18 protein-coding genes are annotated in these 18,487 nt (G+C 74.0%); 7 read left to right on the top strand and 11 right to left on the bottom strand.

Features of this window, described 5'->3' with window-relative positions; translation table 11 throughout:
* Positions 1-143 precede the first annotated feature (143 nt).
* Positions 144-947 (top strand): superoxide dismutase family protein, encoded by an 804-nt coding sequence (locus ABD823_RS06845; protein WP_344857020.1) that lies wholly within the window; start codon positions 144-146, stop codon positions 945-947.
* A 205-nt stretch (positions 948-1,152) separates the two neighbouring features.
* On the opposite strand, the gene ABD823_RS06840 is transcribed toward ABD823_RS06845, so the two are convergent.
* The 4 genes from ABD823_RS06840 to ABD823_RS06825 form a co-directional block, all read right to left on the bottom strand.
* The gene (locus ABD823_RS06840; protein ID WP_344857018.1) at positions 1,153-1,788 is read right to left on the bottom strand and encodes a DUF2461 domain-containing protein; all 636 of its coding nucleotides are present in this window, start codon (positions 1,786-1,788) and stop codon (positions 1,153-1,155) included.
* 101 nt (positions 1,789-1,889) lie between these two features.
* Complete coding sequence (locus ABD823_RS06835) at positions 1,890-2,657, bottom strand: polysaccharide deacetylase family protein (RefSeq protein WP_344857016.1); 768 nt, start codon at positions 2,655-2,657, stop codon at positions 1,890-1,892.
* A 26-nt stretch (positions 2,658-2,683) separates the two neighbouring features.
* Entirely contained in the window at positions 2,684-2,989 is a 306-nt protein-coding gene (locus ABD823_RS06830) for a hypothetical protein (protein WP_344857015.1), read from the bottom strand.
* A gap of 135 nt (positions 2,990-3,124) precedes the next feature.
* Entirely contained in the window at positions 3,125-3,700 is a 576-nt protein-coding gene (locus ABD823_RS06825) for a helix-turn-helix domain-containing protein (RefSeq protein WP_344857013.1), read from the bottom strand.
* Between the two features lie 85 nt (positions 3,701-3,785).
* On the opposite strand from ABD823_RS06825, the gene ABD823_RS06820 reads away from it, so the two are divergent.
* Positions 3,786-4,628, top strand: a complete 843-nt coding sequence (locus ABD823_RS06820; protein WP_344857012.1) for an EamA family transporter — start codon at positions 3,786-3,788, stop codon at positions 4,626-4,628.
* Between the two features lie 65 nt (positions 4,629-4,693).
* Here the strand turns inward: ABD823_RS06820 and ABD823_RS06815 are convergent, their stop codons facing one another.
* The gene (locus ABD823_RS06815) at positions 4,694-5,290 is read right to left on the bottom strand and encodes a sigma-70 family RNA polymerase sigma factor (protein WP_344857011.1); all 597 of its coding nucleotides are present in this window, start codon (positions 5,288-5,290) and stop codon (positions 4,694-4,696) included.
* A gap of 270 nt (positions 5,291-5,560) precedes the next feature.
* Here ABD823_RS06815 and ABD823_RS06810 point away from each other — a divergent pair, with 270 nt between their 5' ends.
* The gene (locus tag ABD823_RS06810) at positions 5,561-6,637 is read left to right on the top strand and encodes a PLP-dependent cysteine synthase family protein (RefSeq protein WP_344857009.1); all 1,077 of its coding nucleotides are present in this window, start codon (positions 5,561-5,563) and stop codon (positions 6,635-6,637) included.
* Positions 6,638-6,659: 22 nt separating this feature from the next.
* On the opposite strand, the gene ABD823_RS06805 is transcribed toward ABD823_RS06810, so the two are convergent.
* Positions 6,660-7,667, bottom strand: coding sequence for an ABC transporter substrate-binding protein (locus ABD823_RS06805; protein ID WP_344857007.1), 1,008 nt, complete (start codon positions 7,665-7,667; stop codon positions 6,660-6,662).
* 97 nt (positions 7,668-7,764) lie between these two features.
* On the opposite strand from ABD823_RS06805, the gene ABD823_RS06800 reads away from it, so the two are divergent.
* From ABD823_RS06800 to ABD823_RS06790, 3 genes are read left to right on the top strand one after another with little or no spacing between them, the layout of a single operon-like run.
* Complete coding sequence (locus ABD823_RS06800; RefSeq protein ID WP_344857006.1) at positions 7,765-8,835, top strand: FecCD family ABC transporter permease; 1,071 nt, start codon at positions 7,765-7,767, stop codon at positions 8,833-8,835.
* Entirely contained in the window at positions 8,832-9,923 is a 1,092-nt protein-coding gene (locus ABD823_RS06795; RefSeq protein ID WP_344857005.1) for a FecCD family ABC transporter permease, read from the top strand. Before ABD823_RS06800 ends, ABD823_RS06795 begins: the two co-directional genes overlap by 4 nt.
* The gene (locus ABD823_RS06790; protein WP_344857003.1) at positions 9,920-10,723 is read left to right on the top strand and encodes an ABC transporter ATP-binding protein; all 804 of its coding nucleotides are present in this window, start codon (positions 9,920-9,922) and stop codon (positions 10,721-10,723) included. The genes ABD823_RS06795 and ABD823_RS06790 overlap by 4 nt, the downstream gene beginning before the upstream one ends.
* A gap of 63 nt (positions 10,724-10,786) precedes the next feature.
* On the opposite strand, the gene ftsY is transcribed toward ABD823_RS06790, so the two are convergent.
* Together ftsY and smc are read right to left on the bottom strand one after the other, a co-directional pair.
* Positions 10,787-11,896, bottom strand: a complete 1,110-nt coding sequence (gene ftsY, locus ABD823_RS06785; RefSeq protein WP_425566576.1) for a signal recognition particle-docking protein FtsY — start codon at positions 11,894-11,896, stop codon at positions 10,787-10,789.
* Positions 11,897-12,050: 154 nt separating this feature from the next.
* Positions 12,051-15,755: a chromosome segregation protein SMC gene (smc, locus tag ABD823_RS06780; protein ID WP_344857000.1), complete on the bottom strand. Its 3,705-nt coding sequence runs from the start codon at positions 15,753-15,755 to the stop codon at positions 12,051-12,053.
* Between the two features lie 385 nt (positions 15,756-16,140).
* On the opposite strand from smc, the gene ABD823_RS06775 reads away from it, so the two are divergent.
* The gene (locus ABD823_RS06775; protein WP_344856999.1) at positions 16,141-16,809 is read left to right on the top strand and encodes an alpha/beta hydrolase; all 669 of its coding nucleotides are present in this window, start codon (positions 16,141-16,143) and stop codon (positions 16,807-16,809) included.
* Positions 16,810-16,951: 142 nt separating this feature from the next.
* Here ABD823_RS06775 and ABD823_RS06770 read toward each other — a convergent pair whose 3' ends face one another.
* The 3 genes from ABD823_RS06770 to mutM all read right to left on the bottom strand — a co-directional run bounded on the left by ABD823_RS06770 (position 16,952) and on the right by mutM (position 18,483).
* Entirely contained in the window at positions 16,952-17,146 is a 195-nt protein-coding gene (locus tag ABD823_RS06770) for a hypothetical protein (protein WP_344856997.1), read from the bottom strand.
* Between the two features lie 189 nt (positions 17,147-17,335).
* A complete protein-coding gene (locus ABD823_RS06765; RefSeq protein WP_344856995.1) occupies positions 17,336-17,611 on the bottom strand; it encodes an acylphosphatase in 276 nt (91 codons plus the stop codon).
* Positions 17,608-18,483, bottom strand: coding sequence for a bifunctional DNA-formamidopyrimidine glycosylase/DNA-(apurinic or apyrimidinic site) lyase (gene mutM, locus ABD823_RS06760; RefSeq protein WP_344856994.1), 876 nt, complete (start codon positions 18,481-18,483; stop codon positions 17,608-17,610). The genes ABD823_RS06765 and mutM overlap by 4 nt, the downstream gene beginning before the upstream one ends.
* Between the last annotated feature and the right edge of the window lie 4 nt (positions 18,484-18,487).

Genomic DNA, 18,487 nt, shown 5'->3' with positions numbered 1-18,487 from the left:
GGGCGAAGGTCGCGGAGGACCACGACGGGCCGCCCGGGACCACCGAGGACCGCGGAGGGGACCGCGAAGGGCCACGCCGGGCCGCCGAGGACCGCCGAGGACCGCGGAAGGCGGAGCGCAGCCACGACACACGGGGGAAGTCCATGCTTCGCACACCGCATCTGGCCCTGGCCGCCACTCTGGGCGCGGGGGCGCTCGCCATCGGCCCGGCGACCGCGACGTCGCCCCAGCCGCCCGACGCGCCGATGCCGACCGACACGGCGGGACGGGATCCGGCCCCGGACGACACCGCCGACGAGGTCGCGCCGACCCCGACCGGCGAGGACGAGTCGCCGGCTCCCGGGGGCTCCCCCTCGCCGGCCGGGACGGACCAGGGCGGCTCCCCCGGGGCCGCGGGCGCCTCGGCCCAGGCCGAGCTGAAGGACGTGGACGGCAAGTCCGTCGGCTCGTTCAGCGTCGAGGAGGAGAACGGCAGGTCCGTGGTCACCGTGACCGTCACGGGGCTGCCCGCCGGGTTCCACGGCTTCCACCTGCACGGCAAGGGCGTGTGCGATCCGGACGCTGTCGACCCCGCGACCGGCAGCCCGTTCGCCGACGCGGGCCCGCACCTCAGCTTCGAGTCGGCCTCCCACCCCGACCACAACGGCGACATGCCGGACCTGCTGGTCGACCGGAACGGCGGCGGGACCGCCTCCTTCGTCACCGACCGCTTCCGCGTCGACCAGCTCCTCGACGCCGACGGAACCGCCGTCATCGTCCACGAGAAGCCCGACAACCAGGCCAACATCCCCGACCGCTACAGCCACGGCGGGGACACGGCCAGCCCCGCCCCCGGCGGCCGGGTCGGCCCCGACGCCGACTCGCCCCGCAAGGGCCCCGACGCCGAGACACTGGAGGCCGGCGACTCCGGCCGGCGCATCGCCTGCGGCACGATCGCCCGGCGCTGACTCCGGTCATCACGCGCCGACCGGCGTCTTCACCCCCTCGCCTGCGGCACGATCGCCCGGCTCCGCCCCCTCGGCGCCGCCCTCCGCCCGGGAGGGCCGCCTCCGGGCCCCGGTGACCGCCGGGGCCCGGAGCACGCCCGAGGACGTACGGCCGGCCCGGCGCCCCGGCCCGGCGCCCCGGCCCGGGCGGAGACCGGGGCGGACCCTAGTCTCCGGGGACGTGCGCGGTCAGCCACTCCACCAGCGGGGCGAGGTCGCGCCAGACGGCGCGGACGCGCTCGACGACCTCGGGGGTGTGCACCCAGGGTTCGGGCTCGAACCGGCGGCCCGCGTACAGGGAGCGGTGCCGCAGCAGCTCCAGCCGCGGGTGGTCCTCCGGGAACCCGCGGGGCCGGGTCTTGAGCCGGTCGCCCTCGATCGTGTGGCCCGCGGCGCGGATCTCGCCGACGATCCTCGCCAGCGGGACCCCGGTGATCTCCTCGTCCACCGCCTCGCGGTAGCGGGCCAGCCGCTCCCCCTGGACGGAGTAGGTGCCCGCCCCGGCGTAGAGGCCGGCGGCGTCGAGCTGCACGTAGTAACCGGTGGCCTCGCCGGTCGCGGCGAAGGCCCCCTGGTGGGTCTTGTAGGGCGACTTGTCCCGGGCGAAGCGGACGTCGCGGTAGGGCCGGAACAGGTGCACCGGGCCGAACTCCGCCTCCAGTTCCTCCCCCAGCGCGGCCATCGGCGCCCGCACCGCCTCCTCGTAGCGGGCCTTGTGCCGCGTCCAGTAGATCTTGGAGTTGTCCGCCTCCAGGCCCTCGTAGAACATGAAGGCCTCGTCCGGGAAACCGCTGAAACTCATGTGCCCCATGGTCTCAGCGGCCGCCGACGGAAACCGGCCGTTCCACCGGCGCCCGGCCGCCGGACGCCGGCCGACGACCGGCGGCCGACCGGGGGCGCCGGTCACCGCCTGAGGTAGGCCTGACCGGGCGTCAGCGCGCGGCCGTACAGCTCCGAGAGCGTCACGGACGTGTAGCCCCTGGCCGCCAGGTCCTTCAGCAGCCGGGGCACGGCCTCGACCGTCTCACGGTGGATGTCGTGCATCAGCACGATGGATCCGGGCTCGGCCGCCCCCGCGCGGCGCAGCAGGGACGGGCCGTCGCGCTCCAGCCAGTCGAGGGTGTCGACGTTCCACAGGATCTGGGCCAGTCCCTCGCGCCTGCTCGTCGCGGCGACCCGGTCGTCGGTGGCGCCGTACGGCGGGCGCATGAAGACCATCCGCACCCCGGTGACGCGCCGCACGGCCTCCTGCGTCCGGCGCAGCTCGTCGGCGATCCCGTCCTCCGGCAGCGCGGCGAGGTCCGCGTGGCTCCAGGAGTGGTTGCCCAGCTCGTGCCCGTCGGCCACCATGCGGCGCAGGTCCCTCCCGTCGCCGGCGGCGACCGTCTCGCCGATCACGAAGAAGGTCGCCCGGGCGCGGTGTTCGGCGAGGGTGTCGAGCAGCGACGCGGTGTGCTCGCCGGGGCCGTCGTCGAAGGTGAGCGCCACGCACCTGGCCGTCGCGCAGTCGATCCTGCGCGCCGGGGGCGGGACGGGGAACCCCCTCCCGGGCCACTGCGGCTGGATCTCGATGAGGTTCCCGGAGAGCGTCTCCGGATCCGGCGGCGGGGGCGGGACGGAGGGGGCTCCGATCCCGAGCAGCACCGCCAACGGCGCGATCCACACCCGCATACGTCCTCCCGGAAGCAGCGCGGCGGTCAGGAGGGCCCCTGCGCCGCATCCCTTCGCAAGACCTTGGCCAGTCCCTCCCACCAGAGCGGGACGTCGGTCTGCAGCTCGGCGTATCTGCGCGCCACCCGAATGGCACATCCTGTCGGATCTGTACCCAGATGCCGCTGTCTCACCTGCCCCTCCTGCCACCGGTAGAAGCCATCCCGGAAGCGGACGACCAGGCCGAGCCAGACGGAGAGCGTGACTCCGTCCCCGATCTCGCAGGCGTCGGTGACACCGAGTCGGGCCAGCTCCGCGCGGAGAGCGGCCACCGCGCCCTCCCGCTCACCCACGGCGGCCCCTCCGGTCCGTACGCGGCGGGACGAGGGGAGCGGGGCGAGACGGATCCGGCGCGCCGGTCAGGAGTCTCCGAAGTCGCATGGAGCAATCATGCTGCTACCCACAGTCAACGGAAAAGGCCTTCGGGGTTATTGGTCGGGGGTCTCCCGGGGCTCCGTGACGACCATCACGAACCGCAGCGGCCCGGAGCCCTCGTTGGCGTACCGGTGCGGGCGGTCGGCGCTGAACAGCACCGCGCCGTCGGCGCCGATCACGTGGCTTCTGCCGTAGACGGTGAGGGTCAGCTCCCCCTCCAGCACGGTCAGCATCTCCCGGGTCCCGGGAGGATGGGCGTCGCCGTCGTGGTGGTCGCCCGGGGCCAGCCGCCAGTCCCACAGCTCCAGGATCGCGGGCGCGTCGGTGCCGACCAGCAGGCGCGCCGCGCTCGCCCGGCCGTGCGCGAAGGTCACCACGTCGGAGGGGTTCACCACCCGCACCACGGGCGTGTCGGAGACCTCCACCATCCGGGCGACCGTCACCCCGAGTGCGTCCGCGATGCGGGTGAGCGTGTTGATGCTGGGGTTGGTCCGCCCCTGCTCGACCTGGACCAGCATCCCCCGGCTCACCCCCGACCGCGCGGCGAGCTCGTCGAGCGTCATCTGCCGGTGCGCCCGCTGCGCCCGGACGTTGTTGGCGATGGCGGCGGTGATCGTCTCGGGGTCCATGAGTGCAGTCTAGTGAACTTCATGTACAGTCTAGTGCGCTCAATGTACTGTACTAAGAGTGCATTCAAATGAACCGAGGTGAACGATGACGGCGGTTGTCCTGGCCACGGCCAGCGCACTGGTGTACGGCACGGCGGACTTCTTCGGCGGGCTCGCCACCCGGCGGTCACGGGTGCTGGCCGTGGTCGTGCTCTCCCAGCTGGCCGGGCTGGTCCTGGTGGTCGCGGCGCTGCCGCTGCTGCCCGGGTCGCCCAGCCCCGCGGCGCTCGCCTGGGGCATGGCCGCCGGGCTGGCCGGGGCCGCGGCGCTGGTGCTCTTCTACCGGGCGCTCGCCACCGGCGTGATGTCGGTCGTCGCCCCGGTCACCGCGGCGACCTCGGCGGCGCTGCCGGTGCTGTTCGGCCTGGCCGCCGGAGAGCGCCCCGAGCCGATGGCGCTGGGCGGCATCGCGCTCGCGCTGGTGGCGGTGGTCCTGGTCAGCCGCGACTCCTCCGCGCCCGCCGGGGGCACCGGCGGCTACGGCCCGGTCCTGGCCGCCCTGGCCGCCGGCGCGGGCTTCGGCTGCTTCTTCATCCTCATCGCGCAGGGGCCCGGTGACAGCGGCCTGTGGCCGCTGGTCGGCGCCCGGCTGGCCTCGGTGACGCTCATCGCCCTGCTCGCCGTGGCCACCCGCCGCACGCTGCGGCCCGGCAGCGGCGGCGCGCTGCCGATCATCATCACGGCCGGGGCGCTGGACATGGTGGCCAACATCCTGTTCGTGCTGGCCGGGCAGCGGGGCATGATCGCGCTGGTCGGAGTGCTCGCCTCGCTCTATCCGGCGAGCACGCTGGTGCTGGCCCGCTACGTGCTGGGGGAACGGCTCAACGTCGTCCAGTCGGCGGGGATCGGCGTCACCCTCGCCGCGGTCGCCCTCATCGCCGCGGCCTGACGCCGGAGGCCGGCCGTCCGCTCACGGTGGCCCGACGCCGGAGGCCGGTGGAGCCCGGCGGCGCCCTACGCGGCCTGGCGCTGCTCCGGCAGCCGCACCGCGCCCTCCTCGTGGGCGTAGTCGGCCAGCATGGTGCGGAGCTGGCGGCGGCCGCGGTGCAGGCGGGACATCACCGTCCCGATGGGGGTGCCCATCCGCTCGGCGATCTCCTTGTAGGCGAACCCCTCGACGTCGGCGAGGTAGACCGCCACCCGGAAGTCCTCCGGCAGGGCCCGCAGGGCGTTCATCACGGCGTTGTCGGGCAGCTGCTCCAGCGCCTCGGTCTCGGCCGACTTCAGGCCCGTGGAGGTGTGCGACTCCGCGGCGGCGAGCTGCCAGTCCTCGATCTCCTCGGTGGCCGACAGCTTCGGCGAGCGCTGCTTCTTGCGGTAGTCGTTGATGAAGTTGTTGGTGAGGATCCGGTGCAGCCACGCCTTGAGATTCGTGCCTTCACGGAACTGGTGGTAGGAGGTGAACGCCTTGGTGACGGTCTCCTGCACCAGGTCCTCGGCGTCTGCGGAGTTTCGGGTGAGACGCATGGCGGAGGCGTACAGCTGCCCGGTCACCGGCACGACGTCGCGTTCGAACCAGTCCTGCCGCTGCTCGTCGGTCATCGAGATCATGTCATCCCCCTTGTGTTCTTCCCCCCGCGACCGTCCTCTCCGGGTGTGGGCACACCCTTCCCGACGGTCCGGCTCATGCTCCCATCGGCTCCGTAAGAGGCTCGTTAAGGATTCCGCACGGTCGGGAGGAGGTCTGTCGACGTCCGTGCCGCGGGCGGAGGCGACACACCCTGCAGCCGAACAAGTCTCGTTATCGTAACATCTCCCGCTCTGTTTGACAGAGAATGTGTCTGGTGTCACATAAGGGCAGGTAGAGATACCTTTAAGGGCATGCGATACGTGGACCGCCATGACCCCGAGACCCGCGCCTGGGTGGCCGAGGCCGTCCGCCTCGTCGAGGCCGACGCCAACCGCAGCTGCGACACTCATCTCCACGTCTTTCCGCTTCCCGCGCACTGGGGAGTAAACCTCTACCTGAAGGACGAGTCGGTCCACCCCACCGGTTCACTCAAGCACCGCCTGGCCCGTTCGCTGTTCCTGTACGGCCTGGCCGGCGGCTGGATCGGCCCCTCCACCACGATCGTGGAGGCCTCCAGCGGCTCGACCGCGGTGAGCGAGGCCTACTTCGCCCGCCTGCTCGGGCTGCCCTTCATCGCGGTGATGCCCGCCTCGACCTCACCGGAGAAGATCGCGCTGATCGAGTTCTACGGCGGCAAGTGCCATCTCGTGGACGACCCCCGCACGATCTACGCCGAGTCCCGCCGGCTGGCCGCGGAGACGGGCGGGCACTTCATGGACCAGTTCACCTACGCCGAGCGGGCCACCGACTGGCGCGGCAACAACAACATCGCCGAGAGCATCTTCAACCAGATGGCGATGGAACCCCACCCCGAGCCCGCCTGGATCGTGGTCGGCGCCGGGACCGGCGGCACCTCCTCCACCATCGGCCGCTACATCCGCTACCGCCGCCACGCCACCCGGCTCGCCGTCGCCGACCCCGACGGGTCGGCCTTCTACCCCTCCTGGTGCTCCGGCGACCCGGAGGTCACCGCCGCCGGCTCCCTCATCGAGGGCATCGGCCGCCCCCGGGTCGAGCCCTCCTTCATGCCCGCCGTGATCGACCGCATGATCCAGGTCCCCGACGCCCGGTCCATCGCCGCCATGCGCTGGGTCCGCGAGGTCACCGGCCGCGACGTCGGCGGCTCCACCGGCACGAACGTGGCGGCGGCCGTGCAGATCATCCGCCAGATGCGGGAGGCGGGCGAGCGGGGCAGCGTGGTGACGCTGATCTGCGACGGCGGCGAGCGCTACCGCGGCACCTACGACGACGACGCCTGGCTGGCCGAGCACGGCCTGGACATCGCTCCCCACCTGGAGGACCTGCGCGCCTTCCTCACCGCACCCTGAGGACCGCGGGCCCGGCGACCGCTCAGGAGGTCGTGGCCGGATCGACCCCGAAGATCTTCGCGAGGTCGTCGAGGATGACGTGGGCGCCCTGGAGGCCGACGGCCGCCATCCAGGTGGTGTCGTCGACCACGTGCTGCTCGCCCTTGAGCTTGCCCCAGAGCGGGTTGGCCTGGAACTTCTCCTGGACCGCCTTGACCTCCGGGTCGTCGTAGGCGACGACGAAGATGTGGTCGGCGTCGAGCTGCGGGATGTTCTCCTCGCTGATCGGCACCATGATCGTCTCAGTGGTGGTCGGCTGGCCCTCGGGGCGCGGGAACCCGACGTCCTTGAGCACCAGGCCGGAGTAGGAGTTCTCCACGTACAGGCGGACGGTCGGCTCCCCGGCGAAGCGGGCCACCGAGACCGTGGGCATCTCGCCCTCCTCGGCCTTGATCGCCTCACCGATCTTCGCGGCGCGGTCCTTGTACTCCTTGAGCCGCGTCTCGGCGAGCTCCTCCTTGCCCAGGGCCTGTCCCATCAGCCGGAGGTTCTCCGGCCAGATGGCGCCGGTGGTCTCGCTGAAGACGGTCGGCGCGATCCGGGCGAGCTTGTCGTACAGGGCCTCGTGACGGATCTTGGCCGAGACGATCAGATCGGGCTTGAGCGCGATGATCTGCTCCAGGCTCGGCGCCTCCAGGGTGCCGACCACCTCGGCATTGCGCGCCTGGTCCATGACCGGCGCCAGATAGCCGGGCAGCTCGTCGTCGATGCCGCGGTAGACGGTGTAGCCGACGACCTCGGTGTCCAGCGTCAGCACCGCGTCGACGAAGCTCTGGTCGAGGGCGACGACCCGCTTGGGCTGGGCCGGGATCTCCGTCTCGCCCATGGCGTGCTTGACGGTCCGGGGGAAGGCCGCGGTGCCGCCGCCCGCCGTCGGCGCCGCGCCCGCCGTACCGCTCCCGGCCGCGGGGGCGTCCGACCCGCAGGCGGCGAGCCCGAGAGACAGTACGGCTCCCGCCACCGTCATGGTCAGAGCACGCAAAGCTCTCATCTGACGATCCTCTCACGAAGGTATGCCTAACCTCATTTAGCTTAGGCATGCCTAAACTGACATACTCGGAACGGTCAAGCAACTGAGAGGGGCACCGGTGAGCACAGCGGTAGCCGCGGCGCGCACGCCCTCGCCCGGCGGTCCCCGGGCGCCCCGGCGGGACGGCGGGCGGCGGGGGCGCCGGACGCTGGTCCTGGCCTGCCTGCTGGCGACGCTCGCGGTGGCGGCCGTGCTGAGCGTGACGGTCGGCGCGAAGCCCGTCCCGCTCGGTGACGTCTGGCACGGGCTGACCGGCCCGACCGGCACCGAGAACGACATCATCGTCCGTTCCCTGCGCGTCCCCCGGACCGCCCTCGGCATCCTGGCGGGGGTGGCGCTCGGCGTCGCGGGCGCGCTCATGCAGGGCCACACCCGCAACCCCCTGGCCGACCCCGGCCTGCTCGGCGTCACCCAGGGCGCGGCGTTCGCGATGGTGGCGAGCATCATCGTCCTCGGTGTCACCGACCTGTACGGCTACATCTGGTTCGGCCTGGCCGGGGCGCTGACCGCCAGCGCCGGCGTCTTCGCGCTCGGCATGGCCGGCGGCCGGGGCGGCCCCACCCCGGTGACCCTCGCCCTGGCCGGAACCGCGGTCAGCTCCTTCCTCTACGCCCTCACCTCCGCCCTGGTCCTGATCGACGACCAGGCCATGGACGTCTTCCGGTTCTGGCAGGCCGGCTCCGTCGCCGCCCGGGGCGCCGACGTCGCCTGGCAGGTGCTCCCGTTCATCGCGGCCGGCCTGGTGATGGCGCTGGCCAACGCGCCCGGGCTCAACGCGCTCTCCCTCGGCGAGGACGTGGCCCGGGCCCTCGGCCGGAACGTCGCCCGGACCCGCGCGCTCGGCGTCGCCTCGGTCACCCTGCTCAGCGGCGCCGCGGTGGCGGCCTGCGGTTCGCTCGCCTTCGTCGGTCTGATGGTCCCCCACCTGGTCCGCCCCCTGTCCGGCCCGGACCACCGCTGGCTGCTGCCGTACTCCGGGCTCGCCGGGGCGATCGCCCTGCTCGTCGCCGACGTGGTCGGACGGGTGGTCGCCCGCCCCGGCGAGCTGGAGGTCGGCGTCGTGCTGGCCCTGCTCGGCGCGCCGTTCTTCGTCGCCCTGGTCCGCCGCAGGAAGCCGGTCCGCCTGTGACCCGGCTCCCCTCCGCCCCCGCCGCCCGGCGGTCGCCGCACGGGCGGCCGGTCCGGATCGGCCCCTTCTCCTGGCCGCTCCGCCCGCGCTCGGCGGCGCTCTGCCTGGTCCTGCTGGCCGCGGTCGCGCTGCTGATGGCGCTGAACATGCGCATCGGCGACATCCCGATGACGGTCGGCCAGGTGCTCGGAGCGATCACCGGCGACGGCCCCGAGCACTTCGTGGTGATGGAGCTGCGGCTGCCGCGCGCGCTGGCCGGGGCGCTGGCCGGCGCGGCGCTCGCGCTGTCCGGCGCGATCACCCAGGCCGTCGCCCGCAACCCGCTGGCCAGCCCCGACATCCTCGGCGTCACCACCGGCGCCAGTGTGACCGTGGTCGCGGTCATCGTGGCCGCCGGGAGCACCGCGGGCGGCCCCAGCGGCGCCCTGTCCGCGCTCGGCATCCCGCTCGCGGCACTGGCCGGCGGCCTGCTCGGCGCGGTGGCGGTCTACCTGCTGGCCTGGCGGGGCGGGCTGGACGGCTACCGGCTGGTGCTGGTCGGCATCGGCGTCACCGCCGTGTTCGGCAACGTCAAGTACTGGCTGCTGACCCTCGGCGACGTCAACGACAGCAGCCGCGCCATGGTCTGGATCAGCGGCTCGCTCAGCGGCCGGGGCTGGGAGCACGTCCACCCGGTCGCGCTCGCCCTGGCCGTGCTCGTCCCGGTCACCCTGCTCGGCACCCGCTCGCTGGCCGTGCTGCGCTTCGGCGACGACACCGTGACCGGCCTGGGCGTGCGGATGAACCTCGCCCGCGGCCTGATGATCCTCGCCGCGGTGCTGCTCGCCGCGGTCGCCACCGCCTCCGCCGGGCCCGTCACCTTCGTCGCCCTGGCCGCCCCGCAGATCGCGCTCCGCCTGGCCGGGACGGCCCACCCCCCGCTGCTGGTCTCCGCCCTGACCGGCGCCCTGCTGACGACCGCCGCCGACCTGCTCGCGAGGACCGCCTTCAGCCCCACCGAACTCCCGGTGGGCGTGGTCACCGCGATCCTCGGCGCCCCCTATCTGATCTATCTCCTCGTCCGTGTGCGCAGAGAGGCACGCCCATGAGACTCCAGGCCGCCGACGTCCGGCTCGGATACGGCGATCGCGTCATCGTCGACGGTCTCGACCTCGGGATCGAGGCCGGCACGGTGACCACGATCATCGGCCCGAACGGGTGCGGCAAGTCCACGCTGCTGCGCGCGCTGGGACGGCTGCTCAAGCCCTCCGGCGGCGAGGTGCTGCTGGACGGCAGGCGCATCGACCGCATGCCGTCCAAGGAGGTCGCCAGGATCCTCGGCGTGCTCCCCCAGGCGCCGACCGCCCCCGAGGGGCTGACCGTGGCGGACCTGGTGGCGCGGGGACGGCACCCGCACCAGACCTGGTACCGGCAGTGGTCGTCCGACGACGAGTCGGCGGTCAGCGAGGCGCTGTCCATGACCGGCCTGCTCGACCTGGGCGAGCGCCCGCTGGACGAGCTCTCCGGCGGGCAGCGCCAGCGCGCGTGGATCTCCATGGCCCTGGCGCAGGGCACCGACCTGCTGCTGCTGGACGAGCCGACGACCTTCCTCGACCTGGCGCACCAGATCGAGGTGCTGGAGCTCGTCCGCCGGCTCCACGGCGAGCTGGGCCGTACCGTCGTGATGGTCCTGCACGACCTCAACCTCGCCGCCCGCTACGCCGACCGGCTGGTCGCGATGCGCGACGGCCGGGTCGTGGCGGCGGGCACCCCGGCCGAGGTGCTCACCGAGTCGCTGCTGGCGGAGGTCTTCGACCTGGACGCCAAGGTCATCGAGGACCCGGTGACCGGGACCCCTCTGGTGGTCCCCATCGGCGTCCGGCAGCACGCCGCCGGCCCCGTGGACTGAACCCGGTCCCGGCCCGGTCCCGGCCCGGTCCCGGGCCGGGTCCGGGCGGGGTCCGGGTCGCGGTCAGTCGCCCAGCAGGGCGTCCACGAACACCTCGGGGTCGAACGGGGCCAGGTCGTCGGGGCCCTCGCCGAGGCCGACGAGCTTGACCGGGACGCCCAGCTCCCGCTGGACGGAGATGACGATGCCGCCCTTGGCGGTGCCGTCGAGCTTGGTCAGGGCGATGCCGGTGATGTTCACGACCTCTGCGAACACCTGCGCCTGGCGCATGCCGTTCTGGCCGGTGGTCGCGTCGAGGACCAGCAGCACCTCGTCCACGGTGGCCTTCTTCTCGATGACGCGCTTGACCTTGCCGAGCTCGTCCATCAGGCCGGTCTTGGTGTGCAGGCGCCCGGCGGTGTCCACGATCACCACGTCGGCCTTGTCGTCGATGCCGCGGGCCACCGCGTCGAAGGCCACGGAGGCGGGGTCGCCGCCCTCCGGGCCGCGCACCACCTCGGCGCCGACCCGCTCGCCCCAGGTCGCCAGCTGGTCGGCCGCGGCGGCGCGGAAGGTGTCGGCCGCGCCGAGCACGACCTTGCGGCCGTCACCGACCAGGGAGCGGGCCAGCTTGCCGGTGGTGGTGGTCTTGCCGGTGCCGTTGACGCCGACCACGAGGACCACGGCCGGGCGCTCGCCGTGCTTGGCCAGGTGCAGGGTCCGGTCGGTGTCCGCGCCGATCTGGGTGAGCAGCTGCTCGCGGAGCAGGCCGCGCACCTCGTCGGGCGTCCGGCTGCCGAGGACCTTCACCCGGGTCCGCAGCTCCTCGACCATCACCTGGGTCGGCGCGACGCCCACGTCGGCGGTGATCAGGGTCTCCTCGATCTCGTCCCAGACGTCGTCGTCGAGGCGGTCGCGGGAGAGCAGCTCCAGCAGGCCCCTGCCGAAGGTGCTCTGGGAGCGGGCCAGCCGGGCGCGGAGCCGTACCATCCGGCCGGCGGACGGCGGGGGGACCTCGACCGGCGGCGCGACCGGCACCTCGATCGGCCGGGCCGGAGGCGGGACGGTGGTCGTCGCCTCCTCTTCCTCCACCACGGTGCCCGTCGCCGCGGGCCGCTCCTCCACCGGCGGCGCCTCGGGCGGCCGGACCGGTGGCGGCGGGGTCTTCCTCCCCTGGCGGAACAGCAGGAACATGCCGCCCGCCGTCAGCACGACGGCGGCGGCGATGATCAGGATCAGGCCGAGATAGCTCTCCACAACCGCCTAGTTTCCCAGACCGCCGGTGATAGTCCGACCTTTCCGGCTTCGGGGTGTCCCGTGTCCCCGGTGGACCCCTCCGCCGCCGGGGTCAGGAGTCGGTGCGCAGCCGCTGGCTGATCACCTGGGTGACGCCGTCGCCCCGCATCGACACGCCGTACAGCGCGTCGGCGATCTCCATCGTCCGCTTCTGGTGGGTGATGACGATCAGCTGCGAGGTCTCCCGCAGCTCCTCGAAGAGGGTCAGCAGGCGCTGGGTGTTGGTGTCGTCCAGCGCCGCCTCGACCTCGTCCATCACGTAGAACGGCGAGGGCCGCGCCTTGAAGATCGCCACCAGGAACGCCACCGCGGTCAGCGAGCGCTCGCCGCCCGACAGCAGCGACAGGCGCTTGACCTTCTTGCCCGGCGGGCGCGCCTCGACCTCGACGCCGGTGGTCAGCATGTCCTCGGGGTCGGTGAGCAGCAGCCGGCCCTCCCCGCCGGGGAAGACCCGGGAGAAGATCGACTGGAACTCGCGGGCGACGTCCTCGTAGGCGGCGGAGAAGACCTGCTCGACCCGCTCGTCCACCTCCTTGACCACCAGCATCAGGTCGCGCCGCGTCTTCTTGAGGTCCTCCAGCTGGGAGGTGAGGAACGCGTGCCGCTCCTCCAGCGCGGCGAACTCCTCCAGCGCCAGCGGGTTGACCTTGCCCAGCTGCGCCATCTGCCGCTCGGCCGCCCTGGCCCGCTTCTCCTGCTCCTGCCGGTCGTACGGCACCGGCTCGCCGTCGGCGGCCGGGACCGGCTGGTCGGGGCCGTACTCGGCGATGAGCACGTCCGGCTCGACGCCGAACTCCTCCATCGCGCGCTCCGCGAGCTGCTCCAGGCGCATGCGCTGCTCGGTGCGGGCCATCTCGCTGCCGTGCACCCGGTTGACCAGCTTGTCGAGCTCCGCGCTCAGCTCGCGGACCCGGGCGCGGGCGCTCCGCAGCGCGCCGTCGAGGTGCCCGCGCGCCTGCTCGGCCTCGTCGCGCTCGGCGGCGGCCGCGGCGAGCGAGGTCTCCAGCGCGCGCAGCGTCCGCTCGGTGCCCCGCACGACCGCCTCGGCGATCCTCGCCTGCCGGCGCCGCCGCTCGCGCAGCTCGGCCGCGCGGGCGCGCTCCTCGCGCTCGTGCGCCGCGGCGCGCACCAGGGCGTCGGCCCGGCCCGCGATGCCCTTGACCCGCTCCTCGGCGGTCCGCACGGCCAGCCGCGCCTCCATCTCGGCCTGCCGGGCCTGCGCGCACAGCTCGGCGAGCTCGTCGCGCATCCCGGTGAACGGCTCGTCGGCCGCGGGCTCCGCGGCGTCGACCGCGGCCTCCAGCCGCTCCTGCAGCTCCTCCAGCTCGGCCAGGGCCCGCTCGCGCCCCTCCTGCGCGGCCCGCACGCCCTCGGCCAGGCGCGCGCACTCGTCACGGGCGGCCCGGGCCGCGGCCTCGAGCCGGGCGAGCCGCCGGGCCGCGGCGGCGGCCCGCTGGTCGGCGTCGCGCTGCCTGCCCCGGACCTCCTCCAGCACGGCCTGCGCCGCGCTGACCCCGGCCTGGGCGGTCTGCACGCCCGTCTGGGCCTCGGCCGCCCGCTCCCGGGCGGCCTCCACGGCCAGGCGGGCCTCCTCCTCGGCCTGCGCCGCCTCCTCCATGACCTCGGCGGCCCGTCCGGCCGCCAGCCGGGCGGCCTCCAGGTCGGCCGCGGCCTCGTCCAGCGCGGCCCGCATCGTCAGCGCCGAGGCGCCCGGCGCGCCTCCGCCCCGGGCGGCGTGGGCGCCGAGGAGGTCGCCGGCGCGGGTGACGGCCCGCAGCCCGGGCCGCCGCTCGACGGCTTCGCGCGCCGCCGCCAGGTCGTCGACGACGAGCACGTCCGCCAGCAGGTGGTCCACGGCGGCCCGCAGCTCCGCGGGGACGGTCACCAGGTCGGCCGCCCACTCGGCACCCGCCACCGGCGCCGGCCGGGCGGGGGCCGCCGGCCCCTCCCCGGCGATGACCAGCGCCGCCTGGCCCTGGTCGGTGCTCCGCAGGAACTCCACCGCGCCGACCGCGTCGGCCAGCGAGCCGACCGCGACCGCCTCGGCCGCGCCGCCGAGCGCGGCGGCGACGGCGGCCTCGGCGCCGGGCCGGACGGTCAGCATCGCGGCGACCGGACCGAGCACGGCCGCGCCGAGCCCGTCCGGGCCCTGCCCGGCGGCCGCGGCGAGCAGGGCGGCTCCGCCGTCCGTGCCGGGGGCCAGGCTCAGCTCCAGCGCCTCCCGCCTGGCCTCCAGGGCGGCGACCCTGCGCTGCGCCTCCGCCTCGGCCGTGCGCGCGGCCGCCAGGGCCGTGCGGGCGGCGCCCAGCGCCGCGTCCGGGCCGGCGACGGCCGCCTTGGCCTCCTCGGCCGCGGCCTTGGCCGACTCCACGGTCAGCTTGGCCGACTCCACGGCCTCCAGGGCGATCTCCAGCTCCTCCGCGAGGGCGGGGTCGGCGGCGGGCTCGTCCCGTTCCCGGCCGTCGTGCTCGGCCTGGGCCTGCTCGGCCCGGAGTTCGGCCTCGGCGAGCGCGGCGCCCAGCCGGCCGATCTCGCCTGCGGCCGCCTCGACCCGGCTGCGGGCCGCGCCCACCTGCCCCTGGAGCCGGGCGAGCTCCTCGCGCCGGTCGGCGGCGGCCCTGGCCTCGGCGGCCAGCCTCCGCTCCTCGGCCGCGAGCGCGTTCTCGGCCTCGGTCCGCCGGGCCACGGCCCGGGCCAGCGCCTGGCGTTCCCGCTCCAGCAGCTCTTCGAGGACCCGCTCCTGCTCGCGGACCTCCTCGGCCTCGCGCTCCAGGTCCTCCGGGTCGCGCCCGCGCCGTTCCACGCCGGCCTCGGCCGCGTGCCGGTGCCGCTCGGCGGCCAGGCCGGCCAGGCCGCGCAGCCGCTCGCGGATCGAGGACAGCCGGAAGTAGGTCTCCTGCGCGGCGGCCAGGCGCGGCTGGGCCTCGGCCTCGGCGGCCTCCAGCTCGGTCTCCTCCAGCTGCCCCCGCTCCAGCGCGGCCTCGACCTCCCGGCGGCGGGCGAGGACCGCGGCCTCGTCGGCGGCCTCGCGCTCCAGCGCGGTCCGCAGGGTGAGCACGTCGTCGGCGAGCAGGCGCAGGCGCGCGTCGCGCAGGTCGGCCTGGATGACGGCGGCCCTGCGGGCGATCTCCGCCTGGCGGCCCAGCGGTTTGAGCTGGCGGCGCAGCTCGGTGGCGAGGTCCTGGACGCGGGTCAGGTTGGCCTGCATGGCGTCCAGCTTCCGCAGCGCCTTCTCCTTGCGCTTGCGGTGCTTCAGGACGCCGGCGGCCTCCTCGATGAACGCCCGGCGCTCCTCGGGACCGGCGTGCAGGACCTGGTCGAGCTGGCCCTGGCCGACGATGACGTGCATCTCGCGGCCGATGCCGGAGTCCGACAGCAGCTCCTGGATGTCGAGCAGGCGGCAGGTGTCGCCGTTGATGGCGTACTCGCTCTGGCCGCCGCGGAACATCAGGCGGCTGATCGTGACCTCGGTGTAGTCGATCGGCAGGGCGCCGTCGCTGTTGTCGATGGTGAGGGTGACCTCGGCGCGGCCCAGCGGGGCCCGGGAGGAGGTCCCGGCGAAGATGACGTCCTCCATCTTGCCGCCGCGCAGGGACTTGGCGCTGTGCTCGCCCATGACCCAGGCCAGGGCGTCGACCACGTTGGACTTGCCGGAGCCGTTGGGGCCGACGACGGCGGTGATGCCCGGCTCGAAGCGGAGGGTGGTCGCCGAGGCGAAGGACTTGAAGCCGCGCAGGGTGAGAGTCTTCAAATACAACGAAAACCCCCTCGTCCTGACATTCCGCACCGGCCGCGGCGGCGCAGGCCGCGGCACGCGGGCCGGATCCGCGCCTCCCGTGCCGCGCACGCGCGCGGCGCCGGGCCGGTGGGCGGCGTCTGATCCGGGCCCGCCGTGAGCCCTTAGCGGGGAAGACTACCGTTCTTCGCCCACACCCGCCCGCGCACGGCCTATGGTGCCCTGCATGGACGTGGAGCGCGGCGTGCGGGGAGCGCGACAACCCTCCCAGACCAGGGAAAATACGCTTAAAAGACGAAGTTTTCTGGCGGCCGGCGGCCTGACTCTCCTGGGTCTCGGAGGCGCCGCCGCCCTGGCCGGGCCCGACGGCGTCCGGAAGGCCTACGGGCAGATCAGGTGCGGCAGGATGCCCGACCCCCCGGAGGCGCCGCCGGGCACGTTGCAGCGCAGCACGCTGGACGACCGCAGGGTGGTGATCGGGATCCCCCCGGGCACGCGGGGCAGGATCCCGGTGCTGGTCATGCTGCACGGCGCCGCCGGCGACGCGCTGACCCCGTTCGAGCTCTACGCGGTGGACCGCTACCTGGCCGCGGGCGGCGCGCGGTTCGCGGTGGCCTCGATCGACGACTGGCCCTCGGCCGACATCGCGGGCGACCTGCTGCCCTACCTGGACGACTGCGGGCTGGACACCGAGCGGATCGGGCTGATGGGCTGGTCGGCCGGGGGGGCCGGGGCGCTGCGGCTCGCCGCCGAGCTGGGCGAGCGGAAGGTCGCCGTGGTCGTGGCGGTGGCGCCGGCCGTCACCGCCGCGCAGGCGCCGCTGCGCGAACTGGTGGACATCCCCGTCTGGCTGGGCTGCGGCGACCGCGACGGCTGGGCCAAGCAGACCGAGACCATGCTCAAGGGCCTGAAGGCGCTGGGCGCCACGGCCGAAGGAGGCGTCTCCGACGGCTGCCACAACGCCGCCTACCGCCGCCGGGTGCTGCCGGAGCAGATCTCCTTCGTCTCCCGGCACATCCATCTGCGCCCCGCGCGGACGGACGGGGACGGGCGGAGCGGCGCCGACGGGACATGACAAGGGACGCCCCGTGGAGGCGTCCCTGACAATGTGTTCTCTCCGGGCCGGCCCCGGGGAACCTCTTCCTGAGCCCGTGTCCGCGCGGCGTATCCACGACGGGATCCGTCACCCGAGCGGGCGGAGGTTCAGGAACAGGGCCCTAGGTGAGAGCTGGCTCGCGATCCTGCAGACCGGTGAACGTCTCGTCGCGGCTGCTCGCCGCAAGTTCGTCGTTCTGGGCCTGGAGCCGGATGAGCTCTGCCTCCAGGTCGCGGACGCGCTGCTGAAGACGGCGCATCTCCGAGACCATCCGAGGGTCAGGACCGCCGACGTGGCCGAGTAGAGCCTTCGCCATGGTTAAGGGTCCTCCACGCTGAGTGACCAGACTGGTTCGCGCACTTCTTTGCCGCGGGAGGGGTGCGCGTGGTTCCTATCAAGAGTCGCACCGGTGTGGGAGACGGTCAAGTTGAACACTCCGCATGGATGCACCTGTGGGCACTCTCGACAGCTAAATATACCCCAGAGAGAGGTTTCAAGGGAAGTGTCAGCGCTCCACGAAACCCGATAGATTTCCTTTCGCCGCGCTCCAGCGCTCCACGACCCCGTCCACCCGGCCCGGCGTCCGGCCGCTCCGGAGGAGCTCCAGCAGCGCGCCCGCCGCCTCCTCGGATCCCTCCGCCACGACCTCGACCCGGCCGTCGTCGGCGTTCCTCGCCCAGCCGACCAGGCCGAGCTCCAACGCCCGCGCCCGCGTCCACCAGCGGAAACCCACACCCTGGACTCTTCCTCTGACCCATGCGGTCAGCCGGACCTCCGTCATGCCCGTACCCTACGGGCGGCGCGCGGGGGAGGCTGGCAGCGGGGGCAGCTGTAGGAGGAGCGGTTCATGAACGACTCCCGCACGACCGGTGTCCCGCACCGCCGGCAGGGCAGGTCGCGCCTGCCGTACACGGCGAGTGACCGCTCGAAGTAGCCGCTCTCCCCGTTGACATTCACGTACAGACTGTCGAAAGATGTGCCGCCCTCGGCCAGCGCCTCGGTCATCACCGCGCGGACCGCGGCCAGCAGCTCCGCGATCTTCGGCCGGGTCAGCGTCGCCGTGGGGCGCGTGCCGTGCAGCCGCGCCCGCCACAGGGCCTCGTCGGCGTAGATGTTGCCGACCCCGCTGATCAGCGACTGGTCCAGCAGGGCGCGCTTGACCTCGGTCCGCCTGCGCCGCAGGTCGATCGCGAACCCCTCGTCGTCGAACGAGTCCTCGAAGGGGTCGGCCGCGATGTGCGCGATCGGCTCGGGCACCCACCGCGGGAGCCGGGCCGTCAGCGGCGCGACCAGCACGTGGCCGAAGGTCCGCTGGTCGACGAAGCGCAGCTCCGGGCCGCCGTCGGTGAAGCTCAGCCGGACCCTCAGGTGCCGCTCGGGGGGCGAGTCCGGCTCGACCACCAGCAGCTGCCCGCTCATCCCCAGGTGCGCCAGGAGCGCGTCGGAGCCGTCCAGCGGGAGCCACAGGTATTTGCCGCGGCGCTCGGCCGAGGCGATCGTCCGGCCCGCCAGCCGGGCGGCGAACTCCTCCGCCCCGGGGACGTGGCGCCGGATCGCCCGCGGATGGAGCACCTGCGCGCGCGCCACGGTACGGCCGGCGACCCAGCGCTCCAGGCCCCGCCGTACGACCTCGACCTCCGGCAACTCGGGCATGCCC

It is taken from the genome of Planomonospora alba (genome assembly GCF_039534085.1).
Classification (GTDB): domain Bacteria; phylum Actinomycetota; class Actinomycetes; order Streptosporangiales; family Streptosporangiaceae; genus Planomonospora_B; species Planomonospora_B alba.
The sequence above is the reverse complement of the archived record's forward strand: the minus strand, read 5'-3'. Positions and strand labels throughout refer to the sequence as shown.

Coding starts and splice junctions, on each gene's coding strand:
- ABD823_RS06845 (WP_344857020.1), top strand. CDS start 144: ATGCTTCGCACACCGCATCTGGCCCTGGCCGCCACTCTGGGCGCGGGG.
- ABD823_RS06840 (WP_344857018.1), bottom strand. CDS start 1,788: ATGAGTTTCAGCGGTTTCCCGGACGAGGCCTTCATGTTCTACGAGGGC.
- ABD823_RS06835 (WP_344857016.1), bottom strand. CDS start 2,657: ATGCGGGTGTGGATCGCGCCGTTGGCGGTGCTGCTCGGGATCGGAGCC.
- ABD823_RS06825 (WP_344857013.1), bottom strand. CDS start 3,700: ATGGACCCCGAGACGATCACCGCCGCCATCGCCAACAACGTCCGGGCG.
- ABD823_RS06820 (WP_344857012.1), top strand. CDS start 3,786: ATGACGGCGGTTGTCCTGGCCACGGCCAGCGCACTGGTGTACGGCACG.
- ABD823_RS06815 (WP_344857011.1), bottom strand. CDS start 5,290: ATGATCTCGATGACCGACGAGCAGCGGCAGGACTGGTTCGAACGCGAC.
- ABD823_RS06810 (WP_344857009.1), top strand. CDS start 5,561: ATGCGATACGTGGACCGCCATGACCCCGAGACCCGCGCCTGGGTGGCC.
- ABD823_RS06805 (WP_344857007.1), bottom strand. CDS start 7,667: ATGAGAGCTTTGCGTGCTCTGACCATGACGGTGGCGGGAGCCGTACTG.
- ABD823_RS06790 (WP_344857003.1), top strand. CDS start 9,920: ATGAGACTCCAGGCCGCCGACGTCCGGCTCGGATACGGCGATCGCGTC.
- ftsY (WP_425566576.1), bottom strand. CDS start 11,896: ATGTTCCTGCTGTTCCGCCAGGGGAGGAAGACCCCGCCGCCACCGGTC.
- ABD823_RS06775 (WP_344856999.1), top strand. CDS start 16,141: ATGCCCGACCCCCCGGAGGCGCCGCCGGGCACGTTGCAGCGCAGCACG.
- ABD823_RS06770 (WP_344856997.1), bottom strand. CDS start 17,146: ATGGCGAAGGCTCTACTCGGCCACGTCGGCGGTCCTGACCCTCGGATG.
- ABD823_RS06765 (WP_344856995.1), bottom strand. CDS start 17,611: ATGACGGAGGTCCGGCTGACCGCATGGGTCAGAGGAAGAGTCCAGGGT.
- mutM (WP_344856994.1), bottom strand. CDS start 18,483: ATGCCCGAGTTGCCGGAGGTCGAGGTCGTACGGCGGGGCCTGGAGCGC.